This is a genomic window from Lysinibacillus sp. LZ02, from assembly GCF_050613145.1.
Lineage (GTDB): Bacteria > Bacillota > Bacilli > Bacillales_A > Planococcaceae > Lysinibacillus_B.
On the sequence record NZ_CP192507.1, the window covers coordinates 3281565 to 3294542 of the forward strand.

Below are 12978 nucleotides of genomic sequence, written 5' to 3' on the forward strand. Positions count from 1 at the left end.
TCATCCCACTGTTTGAGAAAGGGACTCAGACTAAGAACGCTACAACGTCTAAATGAGTAGCGTCTTGTTGCCACTAGATCTCCCACCTATGCTTCTCCTTTCTTTACAGATAAACTACTCCTGTTAAATTGGATTGGCGGACCGAAATCACAAATAAGACTTTTTGACACATCCCTAAAGCTTTTCTAAACGCTATGCAGAACATAAAGTTTTCATTTCTATAAAAAATGTTCCTAAACCACGTATCGATTTAGGAACATTTTTATTTAAAATAATATCATCGCGACCGGTGTCACTAAAATTAATGTTAGCACAACACGTACAAACCAAGTGAATATTAAATGTGGAATACTAACTTTGATTTCTGTTGATAAAATACATGGAATCATCGCTGAGAAGAATAAAATAGCCGATACTGAAACGACAGCTACAACAAAACGCGTAAATTCCATCGAACCAGCTGCAATTAGTGCTGGTAAGAAAATTTCAGAAACTGATAATGCCGCTGCCTTTGCCGTTAACATAGGCTCTGGCATTTGCAACGCCCACGTAAACGGATAGAAGATTAATCCAATAACATCGAATACGGGTGTATAAAGCGCAAGTAGCATCCCAAGTAAACCAACGGACATAATTGTCGGTAAAATATTCATGACCATACGTAAACCATCACGTAAGTTAATCCAAATATTTTGCGGTAATGCTGGTGTTGTATTGACTACTTCCATCGCTTCAGCCCATGCATGTTTAAAACGTTCTTTTTTAATCATTTTTTCTGGTTGTGGTGTAGCACCTGGTGCACACTCATTCGGAATTCTACTAATCGGTGGAATACGTGTTGTAATAGCTGTTACAGTAAATGTAATGATTAAAGACACCCAAAAATAAGTTAACCATATATCCATTAACTCTAATGTCTTAGCAATAACAACCATGAACGTAACGGATACTGTCGAGAAACCGGTTACAATAATGGCTGCTTCACGCTTCGTATATTTCCCCTCTAAATAAATACGATTTGTGATTAAAATACCAAGTGAGTAGCTTCCTACAAATGATGCCACAGCATCAATGGCTGAACGTCCTGGCGTTTTAAATAACGGACGCATAATTGGTTGCATAAACACCCCTATAAACTCTAATAAACCATACCCTACTAAAAAGGCTAAAAATACTCCTCCGATCGGGACAAGTAATGATACCGGTTTAATTAACTTTTCATATAAATATGGCCCTAAATCTGGCTCAAATAACCAAGCAGGTCCAAAATCAAAAACTAACATTAACCCAGCAACAGCACCAATTACTTTGAACACTGATAAGATCATATCTGTAATTGATTTACTCCATGTTTTTTCATAAAACGGTAAAGCTGCTCCTAATAACAAAACAATAAGCGCAAAATACGTTACAAATGTCGGCACTGAATTACGAATATACGTCACAATATGGTCTAATAGGATAGATGACGCTCCATTAATTTCAAATGGAATAAAAAATGCTAATATACCTATTAAACTAAACCCCAAAAACTTAAATATGCCGAGTGATGTCGTTTTTACTTGCGGCACTTTCGAATCTGGCATTGACTCGAAGTGTTCCTCCCTTGTTACATTCGTCATAATACTCCCCCTTTGCTAAATCATTCCCCTTGTGTAAAAAATAGATGAAAGTAACTCTATTTTTAGAAAATTTTAATAATAGTTTATTTTCCATACAAGTGGACATTTTATCGAAAAAACTCACTTTTGTAAGTTTTAAGCACCTTTGTGCACATTTTATCTCATTTAATCTTTAAAAAATCCACAAATACATATTTTTTTTACGCTAGTAACAAATATTTCTATAGATGACAATAAAGAAAATCATCAAAGGGGGAATATCAAACATGGCAAAAGCACTTGAGGGGATTACTATACTAGATTTTAGCAGGGTACTTGCAGGTCCATATTGTACAATGCTTCTAGCAGATTTAGGTGCAGAAGTAATTAAAGTGGAACTACCTAGCTTCGGGGATGATACACGCCATTTTGGTCCGTATGTAAATGGCGAAAGTGCTTATTTTGCTCTTGTGAATCGAGGAAAAAAAAGTATCGAACTGGATTTAAAAAACCCTGAACATATTGACTTAATTAAAGAAATGGTTCGTGATGTAGATGTCGTTGTTGAAAATTTCCGTCCTGGTGTTATTCAAAAACTCGGACTAGATTACGAAACTTTAAAAGCAATCAATCCTGGTCTTGTTTATACGTCTATTTCTGGATTCGGACAAAACACATCGTTGTCACACCGCCCTGCTTATGATTTAGTCGCACAGGCTATTGGCGGCATGGCAAGCATTACAGGTTATCCTGATTCACCTCCAACCCGTACAGGAAACTCACTAGGAGATATGAGTGCTGCTTTATATGCTGCATACGGTACAATGGTAGCCTTATTCCATAAACAACGTACAGGTGTTGGACAGTTTGTTGATATTTCGATGGTGGATAGTATTTTTGCCATGCTAGAAACAAATGTACTTCGCTACACAATTAACAAGGAAGTACCAGAACGTATCGGTAGTCGCCATCCCATTAGTACACCATTTGATATTTTCAAAACAAAAGAAAGTTATTTAGTCATTGCGATTGCCAATAATCGTCTATTTGAAAAATTCTGTGAAGCGATCCAAATGCCTGAGCTTTCAAAAGATGAACGTTTTACAACAGATGAATTACGCACAGAAAACGAAACACAACTAAAAGAAATTATTGAATCATGGCTAGCTAACTATAGTTCAATTGAGGCAGAGCAAATTTTAGAGCAATCCGGCATCCCTGCTTCACGCATTAATACGATTAAAGATATTGCAGAAGACCCTTTAATCGCCGAGCGCGACATGCTCATTGATGTAGAACACCCAACCGCTGGCACAATGCGTATTACTGGAAACCCAGTGAAGTTGTCTGAAACACCTGCTCAAATTAATAAAACAATCCCTGTCTTAGGGGTAAACAACGAAGAAATTTTCGGAAAATATAAAAAACTAGTATAATAGAAAGGTGGAATAAATTATGAATTTCAATTACACAGATGAGCAACTCGAAATCCGAAAAATGGTAAGGGCTTTCAGCAATGAAGTATTACAAGAAAAAGCAGAGGAATTAGATCGCGAAAACCGCTTCCCGACTGAAACCATTCCAATGCTTGCTGAAATGGGTTTAATGGGGATCGCCTACCCTGAAGCGTACGGTGGTGTAGGGGCAGACTCTATTACAGAAGCTATCGCTGTTGAAGAAATCACAGCAGCCTGCGCAGCAACAGGCTCTATTTTAACAGCGCTCTATTTAGGGATTGATGGCTTGTTTTTAGCTGCAAGTGAAGAACAAAAGAAAAAATATTTAACACCAGGCTGTACAGGTGAAAAGTTATTTGCATTTGGTTTAACAGAACCAAGCGGTGGTACAGATGTTGGTGCCATGCGTACAACAGCAAAATTAGATGGTGACCACTACGTACTAAACGGTCAAAAGGTGTTCATCACAAATGGGGCTTATGCAGATATTATTGTTGTATATGCCAAAACAGACACAGCCGCGGGAACAAAAGGCATTAGCGCATTTATTGTAGAAAAAGGCACAGAAGGATTAATTTACGGTGCTGGCGATGATAAAATGGGGATTCGCGGTGCCCGCACTGACGAGATCATTTTCGAAAACTGCCGCATTCCAAAAGAAAATTTAGTTGGGCAAGAAGGAGACGGCTTCAAAATTGCGATGCAAGTTGTTGACCGCGGACGTATCGGTATTGCTGCAATGGCAGTCGGTTTAGCACAGAGAGCGCTTGATGAAGCTGTAAAATATTCCAAAGAGCGTATCGCCTTCAACAACGAAATTTCAAAATATCAAGGGATCCAGTGGATGCTTGCTGAGATGGAAGCAGATATACAAGTAGGACGTATTTATACATACTACACAGCAAGTTTAAAGGATCAGGAAGGTTATCGTATTTCAAAAGAAGCAGCTGTATCAAAGCTCTTCACATCAGAAGCATCCAATCGAGTCGTTAATAAGGCTGTACAAATTCACGGTGGTTATGGCTACATGAAAGAATACCCGGTTGAGCGTTTATACCGTGACCAACGTATTCTTGAAATTTTCGAAGGTACATCACAAGTACAAAAAATGGTTATTTCAGGTCATTTATTAAAATAAAATAAATTAAAATGGGGGATTTTTATGGTGCAATGCGAAAAGTTTGAACGGGACGAATGGATTCAACAAACACTTTACGAGCTGCTCACACACTATAAAAATACCCCTTTTTTGTGTGAACAGCTACTGAGACAAGCTACTTATAACGATACTTTACAAAGCTTTAAACAACTAAAAAGCAATGAAACTGCAATTATTCAATCTGGAAAACCGCTTGCTAAATTTACGACAAATTCTCATGCACCACGGTTAATAACAGTAAACAATATGCTCGTACCTAACTGGACAACTCCCGATATATTTGACCAGCTACAACAAAAAAATCTTGTACTCGAACATGAAAGCTATGTAGCACATCTTACATACTTTAGCCACTATTCGGTGCTCTATACAACGTATTTAATGATGAAAGAGATGCTCTTTCAAAAAAACACTATAAGAGCATTTGACAATGAGTGGATTTTAAGCTCTGGACTCGGTGTTTTAAGTAGCGCAACCGTCGATGCTACCTCTTTATTGCAAACACCTATTTTAATTGTTGCCCGAAATGGACTACGTGCAAAACAATTACTTGAAAAAGGCTCAATTCACCATATTGTATATGATGCTGAAATTGCGCTTCATCATATTCAACAAGCTGTTACATCAAAACAATATATTGCTGTTGTATTGATTGGTGATGTAACAGAACAATATGAACAGCTAGCAAACAGTGGTGCACGTCCTACCCTACTCATTGACCAAACACCGCTTAACCGCCAGTCTTTCTATACTAACGTGACAGATGAACAAATCCAAAAGATGATACAGGCTATTCAACAATTTATACAACGAGATACAGCCGTAATGGATTTTGGCAATGGTCTTAGCCAACTAATAAAAGCGTATACAAATCAAAAAATCGAAACGACTATGCAACATTTTTTACGTCCTCTTTTGCTTGAAGGAAAAGAGCATATTCACTTCATGTATTTATCCGATGATAAGCAAGAAATTGCATACATTCATAAAGTACTCAATGAAAAAATAGAACAAGCATCATTAAAGCAATGGCTACAGATTTCTCAGCAACACTGTCAGCACGAGCAATTTTATATACGTGATCTTTGGCTATCAGAAAAAGAAACAATTGCTGTTGCTATAGCATTAAATCAATTAATAGAGGAACAACATTTATCTGCTCCTCTCGTCATGTCAAAAGGACTGTATAATACATCGACTGCTGTTGCACCTAAATTTGAAACCGAAAATTTAAAAGATAATAGTGACACAATTGCTGATTGGCTATTTTTGCAAGCATTACTTAGCACAAGTAGCGGTGCTAGCTGGATAACGATTGCACAGCATACCCCTACTATGCCAAGTATTCATACATTATCTTCCCTCGTATTAGATGGGCAAATTGAAACCGAAAAAAGAATTCATCGTTTCTTCCACAATCAAGCACGTTTCACATTGTTACGACATGCCTATGCAGGCTATTCAAAATCTGTGGCACAAGTAACAACAGATTAGGAGGTGGAGTTATGGAAACCATTCGCGTACCTATTGGGCAAGAACGACAATGCCAAAATGATGAAATCGAAGGTCTTTATCGGATGTTTTTAAATTGTTTAGATCCACGTGTTGCAGAAAATAGTCCTGAATTTATCGTTTATGGTGGAGTGGGCAAAGCAACAAAAAATAACGAAACATTTCATGAAACACTACATTATTTAAAAGCTCTACAGCCTGATGAAACATTGCTTATTCAATCTGGGCAACCCGTAGCGATTATGCAAACATTTGAAAGTGCTCCGCGCGTGCTCATTACAGCTGCTATGCTTGCTCCGGATACTGCAAATATGCAACACTTTAATTATTTATGTGATAAAGACTTAACGATGTATGGACAAGCTACGGCAGCATCATGGTCATATATTGGTGTACAAGGCATTTTACAAACAACCTTTGAAACATTTCATGAAATCGGGGCACGTTATTTCCAACATTCACTTGCTGGTAAAATTGTTTTAAGCTCTGGACTTGGTGGCATGGGGAGCGCGCAACCTATTTCTGTTACGATGAATGGCGGAGTTTCAATTATTGTCGAAATAGATGAAAACAAAATTAACCGCGGCTTATTAAATAACTACTGTGATGTAAAGGTGGATAATTTAAAAGAAGCAATCACCTTAGCAAAAGAAGCTGCTCATCAAAAAATGCCTTATGCCATTGCGCTAGTCGGCAATGCGATTGATGTCTATAAGGAATGCTTGGACTTAGGTTTTGTTCCTAATATTGTCACGGACCAAACAGCAACTCATGATTTATTAAATGGGTTGATTCCACAAGGCTTGTCATTTGAGCAAGCTACGTATTTACGAACAAAAAAACCAAAAGAGTACCTCAAGTTCGCTAAACGCTCCGTTGTTGAACAAGTCAAATCAATGTTGCAATTTCAAGAAAAAGGTGCAATTGTTTTTGACTACGGGAATAATATTCGAGCAGAAGCTTTTAGTAATGGATTGATGGAAGCCTTTTCTTTTCCGGTTTTCACAAAAGAATATATTCGACCATTTTATTTTGAAGGGCGTGGTCCTTGCCGCTGGATTGCTTTATCAGGCAACCCCAATGATATTTATATTATTGATAATATTTTGCTTAATCGCTTCTCAAACAACGATCGGTTAACACGTTGGATTCAATATGCCCAAGAAAAGCTAAGTTTTCATGGTTTACCTGCTCGAACTTGTTGGTTAAACTACGAGGAACGTATTTTAGTAGGAGAAATTTTACATGAGCTCGTCAAAAATAACATTTTATCAGGCCCTATTGTGATGACACGGGACCATTCTGAGGGAAGTACAATTGCTGCTCCTCACCGTGAAACAGAAAGCATGCTAGATGGTAGTGATATGATAGCAGATTGGCCAATTTTAACAGCCTTATTAAACACAAGCTGTGGTGCCTCTTTAGTTTCGATACAACATGGTGCTGGTGTCGGAATTGGCAAGTCTATTCATACGGGAATGTCTGTTGTCATAGATGGTACAGATAACTCCCATCAAAAGCTTACAAAAGTTCTTGAAATTGACCCTGCCATGAATATTATTCGTCATGCAGATGCTCAGTATGAAAAAGCACAGCAAATGCTTGAGAAACTAAAAAAATACAAATTTTAATATGTGTGAGGTGGTTTAATGGTCAAGCAGATTATTGTCGTCGCAAATGCAGATGTACGAAAAGATATTCATTTCCCAAATCTTTGCTACATTCGACAAGAGTATATCACCTTTGATGATTTTTTTTCCACTTCATCCAGAGAGGGTATCTTTATCATAGACATGCGTGATATGGATGACCCACTATTTTCTCTACCCGCTCAAGATAATATATATATCGCGTTTGATGATGTGATTTCTTTAACAAAATATCGGCAATTGATGCACCTTGGCTTTCGTGAGGCTTTTGAAATGCACGAAATGTCACTACTGCACCAATATATCGAAACAATTGTGCATGATTCTTTCCAACAATTAAATAAACCATCTATTCGTTTAGATGAACAACATATCGCCTATATGAAATTTAGCCTGGCGTATGATCTCATATACGGTAATATCAAAAACATTAAGAGTATTTGGGATCGTTATAGTTTAACGGGGAGTATGCAACTTCCTAATATTGTACTCCTTGTACATATTGATGATTTCGCTAAAATGGTCGAACGTAAAAGTGAACAATGGGAATACACCATTCGTAAACATATAATGGATACTATTGATCAATTTTTTACAGCACAAAAATTAGAAACTATTACCGTCACAACAGGGGCAGATAAAATTGCTATTTTATACTCCGCCAATGTACAAGCATATGAATACGAATACTTTGTTGAAATGAAGGAACTTGCAACAAAGCTACGCCAATATGTTTTTGATCAAACACAGTATTCCTTAACGATTGGTATTAGTAATTATTATAGTGATGTACGTAACTTACATATGGCCTATGAAGAAGCCTTTTTAGCCCAAGAACAAAAATTTTACGAAGGGAAACAAAGTATCGTCCATATTAGCGAGATTCAACAAACTTATAGTACTTCCAAGTTAATTTTTGACTTAGATGTCTCCATTCTTTGCAATAAATTAATTATTGGTGATATAGAAGGCATTCAAGATGAGTACAGCATACTCGAAAAAAAGCTATTTACGAAATCCACTATACAACCAAATTTATTTAAGATTGTTATTTCTAATATTGTAGTGACCCTATGTCGTGCCACGATGGAAGGCGGTGTGGATTCTTTAGAAATAATCAAGCTATACAATGAAATCGAAAAAGAATTACCAAAGCTCGAAAATATTGCTGAAATTCAACAATGGATGAGGCAAATCATTCACTTTTTAATACAAGCGCTCTCGAAAGCGCATAGCTCTAAAACATCCGGTTCGATCAATCGTGCCATTCAATTTATCGAAAAAAACTATTGCCATGGCATTACGTTAGAAGAAGTAGCTGAAACCGTTCAACTAACGCCGAACTATTTTAGCAACGCATTTAAAAAAGTAACGAAGCATTCTTTTATCGAGTACATTACTAATTTACGCATTCAGCGCGCTAAAGAGCTACTACTTAAATTGAATCTATCTATTTCCGACGTTAGCAATCAAATCGGATACTATGATTCTCGTTATTTTAGTCGTGTATTTAAAAATATAGTTGGTAAAACCCCTTCTCAGTACCGCAATATGATGCTAAAAAATGAAAAAGTATAACAAAACAGCACGCACATTAGTAAACTTCTACCGATGTGCGTGCTTCTTTATAAACTATTCGTAATGAGCACATTACAAAACATATATTACCATTCGAATAACCGTTGCTTTCCGCTACGGCACTCGCTTTCCACGGGCGAGATCAAGCCTCCTCGTCGCTCATCCTTCGGTGCTCCTGTCGCTACGCTTTCGTCGCAAATAAATTTCCTGCGGGGTCTTGAGGCCAACATGATGTTGGTCACGAAGACGTTGTCACAGGACGTGGCGACTTTAGCCTTTGCTCTTTCTCCCGTAGGAGTCTCGCCGATTCCGCTTCAATCAACTGGCAAGTCATTTTTGAGCATGTTTCTACTAAAAAACTCGCTTCTATACAGGAAATATTTTGATAATCAACACACCTGAAAAAATGTAAGTCATCCTATTCAATGTATTGTATTTAATTTAAAATCTCATAATTAAATGGAAAGAAAGATCCCTGCTTTCAATATCAAAGTAGGGATTTTTGGCGTTTTAATAGATTTAGGGAGTGCGAAATTAAATGTAGAAATCGATGTTTAACTCTAATCAAGTTGATATCTCTGTTAAGCCAAATAAGGAAACTCCCCGATTTATTTACGATAAGCTCGTCTTTCAGCATTGTATCATATAGAAATTTTTGTTACTTTACAAAAGATTTATACTACCTATATTTCAATTGAATATAAATTTTCATTATAGTGATGAACAATCAATATATTATTGTTCTTAATCAATGTAAATATCTGTCTCAAACCGTGCTCCAATTGCGTTAACAAAAGACATAAACCTTTCATTTAAAGTAAATCCTCTATTGTGTTCACTGGTATATTCAATAACAGCTACTAACTTACATCTTAAATCATATTTTTCCTTGTAAATATTAATGATTTCTGTTTTCTCTACTAGCTGATCTATTAACCAATTAAGTTGTATCTCAGGATATTCTGTCACTGTCAATTCTTCCGTACCATATGCCCATGATGTATCTTGCGCTATAGGGAGCTCTTTATCGGGGAGAACGCTTTTTCCTTTTTTGGTAGTATGGTTTGGTAAAATTCCTATATCTTTTGTGAACTCTTCTACAGGGAATTCATCACCATATAGGGCAAAATAAACTCTAATTTTTTCCAAATTGAAATCTCCATTCTATAAACGGTTGTTTTTTAAATCTCCCGGTTCATAATATTAAATGTATTCTGTAAAATAAATACGAGGAGGGATTACATGAAAAAAAAGTATTCAACTCTTCTCTTGCCATGGTAGCATCTTTAAGTTTACCTTTTTATTCGCGAACAGTAGGCCATGTTGCAAATATTGAAACAGCTACTGTTGAAAAACCATCTATTTAAACGGAAACGCTGATAGAGGGTGAGCCGTCAACAGAAATTACGCCATTTTACAGCGATTATCACTATGAAAAATTTGAAGTAGGTGGATTAGGGCTTCAGTGAATCACTAGTAATGCTATAGCAAACAAATTCGCTAAATCAGTGGGGTATGTGAATGCGCATGCTTATAAAAGAGCTTGTTTAGGAATAATACTCCAATCGCTCGTTACGATATTTATTATGCTAAAAATAACGGTAAACGTATTTTGAATAACCTTAACCGTGGGGTTATGACAGGCGACGTATACAGAAGATAGATAACTTCAAAGGCTTACCTATCACTATAATAAAACTTAGATTTTCAAACGGCTTTATTGTTATATTTCTAACCCCACGCTAAATTAGAATGGGGTTATGCTTGTTTGAGCTTTTAAAATCAAATAACTTTATTGTCATTCCACATCTTTATAAACTACTCGTAATGAGCAAAAATACACCCTAAAAATACCAATTAAATAGTAAAAGATATTAAATGAAAGCGCAATGGCAGCCTCCGAGCTTTACCACAGCCTACACAGGAGCTAAAACAGGCGCGGCCTGTTTGGATCTCCTGCTCCTGACACTACGCTTTCGTCGCAAAGAAAATCTTGGCTCCTGTGTCTATGGCGCGCTACGGTAAAAGTGAATACTTCTCAATATGCTAGAAAAACATTTCTCTTCTCTAAAAAACTATTTTCTTTCCATTTGCAAATATAATTGCCCAGCCTCTATCGTAATGAAGGAAATTTTTCTTTATTTTTATCAACCGATTACTGTATTCAACAATAGTTGCTTGTAGCGGAGGCACGAGAGTGTAGCTGACGGCATGCGCCTTTCGCTACAGAGCAAAGCTTCCTACGGGAAAGCGAGACAAGCAAGACCCCGCAGGAAATTTATTTGCGACGAAAGCGTAGCGACAGGAGCACCGAAGCATGAGCGACGAGGAGGCTTGATGCTCGCCCGTGGAAAGCGAGTGCCGGAGCGGAAAGCAACGGTTACCAAAATGGTAATATATGTTTCAATATTTGCTCATTTCGAGTAAACTATTTCCCTTTATGCTGATGGCGATATTTTAATGGTGTATCACTAAAATATTGTTTAAACACTTTAATAAAATAATTAACGTCTTCAAATCCGCATGATGTAGCAATTTCTGATACAGGCATATCCGTTGTCAACAGTAGCTTACTTGCCTGCTGAATCCGATAATTGGATAAATATTTCTTCAAATGTAGCCCCTGCTTTTTCGTAAAAAGTGAGCTTAAATAATTGGCGTTAATGCCAATATCACGTGCAATTTGCTGTAAGCTCATCGATGAATCCGCATACTGTTGCTCAATATAGGCAATCGCTTGCTCCGTATAATCGGCTTGTCTGGATACATGAATCGACTGCACTTTTTGTAATAGCGATTGTAAAAACAATATAATTTCCTGTAAAATCACATGCAGAATTGGCTCATCCAAAATAATATGAAATAAATTACGATATCGTTTTTCCAAGTGCGAATCTAATTGCAAATGATATTTCATCATAAAACGACGAATTTGTGCGAGCACACTCGTTAGATGAATACGTACCTCTTCATGATAATAATGCTGCTGGCGCAACTGAAGTAAGGATGTTTTTAACATCGCCATATCTCCATTTTCCAAGCTATGTATCCACAATTGCTGTTGCTCTGGTGTGAGTAATGGGTCAAACGTATCGTATTTGATCGGGTCAGACGTAAAAAACACTTGCTCATATCCTTTATAAAAACGATGTGACAAATTTGCGATTACTTTACGATACATCGCATTAACCGTAGTAGGTTCCTCATCATAAAAACAAATATTAATCACTTCACCTTGCTGTTCTTTCCATTCATTGATTAATAAGCGCCCTACCTTAAACATTTCTTTTGGAGATAAGGAATCGACAAAACAAATCATTCGTTTATTCAAAGGATACACATCAATCTTTTGAAAAATCGTTAATGACCTTAACCACTTAGCCAACTCCCCCATCACCCCTACATTTTTCGGTTCAATCGTTAAAAATGTTTCGTACACAACCCCCCCGTCTTCACGGTAAAAAATCTCATCATAAACATTTTTCCGTTGCAAAGCTATAGCTTGCACTGGCTCCTGTTTAGCTAATGGCAGAGACAGTATCGTTTTCTTTAAATCCTCTAGTGGAATGGGTTTAACAAATAATTTTTTACTTTGAATTTCAATCGCTGTCGCCGCATACTGAAACATCGGCTGCATCGTCGTTGAAATAATATGCATATGAGGATAATTTTGAAGAAATAATTTTAATGTCATGTTAACGAATGCGATATCAATAATTAGTAACTGCGGTTGTTCTTCTTCGATAAAGCGCACTACCTGCTCCATGTTTGTTGCCTTTTTAATATATAAACGATGTGGAATGTACGCCTTTAAAAACCATTCAATCCCTTTTGCCTCTTCTATATCTGATTCTGTTATGACAATCCGCATCCCTTTCACCCCTAAAAATTTTTCTATTTTTAAAAAAAATCCTATTTCAAACAAAATATAGTTCTTATATATAAATATTTTACTATAAAATATGTGATCGTTCTATTTATTTAGATTTTTCTGAAACATAAAATAAGAGTAAGCTTTAAAC

Annotated in this window: 8 protein-coding genes; 5 read left to right on the forward strand and 3 right to left on the reverse strand. The window is 36.7% G+C overall.

Features of this window, described 5'->3' with window-relative positions; translation table 11 throughout:
* Positions 1-266: 266 nt before the first annotated feature.
* Positions 267-1586, reverse strand: coding sequence for a YjiH family protein (locus ACQQ2I_RS15905; RefSeq protein ID WP_431030537.1), 1320 nt, complete (start codon positions 1584-1586; stop codon positions 267-269).
* A gap of 302 nt (positions 1587-1888) precedes the next feature.
* Between ACQQ2I_RS15905 and ACQQ2I_RS15910 the strand changes: the two genes are divergently transcribed.
* Genes ACQQ2I_RS15910 through ACQQ2I_RS15930 form a run of 5 tightly spaced genes read left to right on the forward strand, consistent with a single transcriptional unit; the run spans position 1889 to position 8956 of the window.
* Positions 1889-3037, forward strand: a complete 1149-nt coding sequence (locus tag ACQQ2I_RS15910; protein ID WP_431027746.1) for a CaiB/BaiF CoA transferase family protein — start codon at positions 1889-1891, stop codon at positions 3035-3037.
* A gap of 19 nt (positions 3038-3056) precedes the next feature.
* Positions 3057-4196, forward strand: a complete 1140-nt coding sequence (locus ACQQ2I_RS15915; RefSeq protein ID WP_431027747.1) for an acyl-CoA dehydrogenase family protein — start codon at positions 3057-3059, stop codon at positions 4194-4196.
* Positions 4197-4220: 24 nt separating this feature from the next.
* Positions 4221-5711, forward strand: coding sequence for a hypothetical protein (locus tag ACQQ2I_RS15920; RefSeq protein WP_431027748.1), 1491 nt, complete (start codon positions 4221-4223; stop codon positions 5709-5711).
* A gap of 11 nt (positions 5712-5722) precedes the next feature.
* Complete coding sequence (gene hutU, locus ACQQ2I_RS15925; protein ID WP_431027749.1) at positions 5723-7360, forward strand: urocanate hydratase; 1638 nt, start codon at positions 5723-5725, stop codon at positions 7358-7360.
* An 18-nt stretch (positions 7361-7378) separates the two neighbouring features.
* Complete coding sequence (locus tag ACQQ2I_RS15930; RefSeq protein ID WP_431027750.1) at positions 7379-8956, forward strand: AraC family transcriptional regulator; 1578 nt, start codon at positions 7379-7381, stop codon at positions 8954-8956.
* A 744-nt stretch (positions 8957-9700) separates the two neighbouring features.
* Here ACQQ2I_RS15930 and ACQQ2I_RS15935 read toward each other — a convergent pair.
* Both ACQQ2I_RS15935 and ACQQ2I_RS15940 read right to left on the reverse strand, forming a co-directional pair.
* A complete protein-coding gene (locus ACQQ2I_RS15935) occupies positions 9701-10105 on the reverse strand; it encodes a DUF4279 domain-containing protein (RefSeq protein WP_431027751.1) in 405 nt (134 codons plus the stop codon).
* Between the two features lie 1279 nt (positions 10106-11384).
* Positions 11385-12827, reverse strand: a complete 1443-nt coding sequence (locus ACQQ2I_RS15940; RefSeq protein ID WP_431027752.1) for a helix-turn-helix domain-containing protein — start codon at positions 12825-12827, stop codon at positions 11385-11387.
* Between the last annotated feature and the right edge of the window lie 151 nt (positions 12828-12978).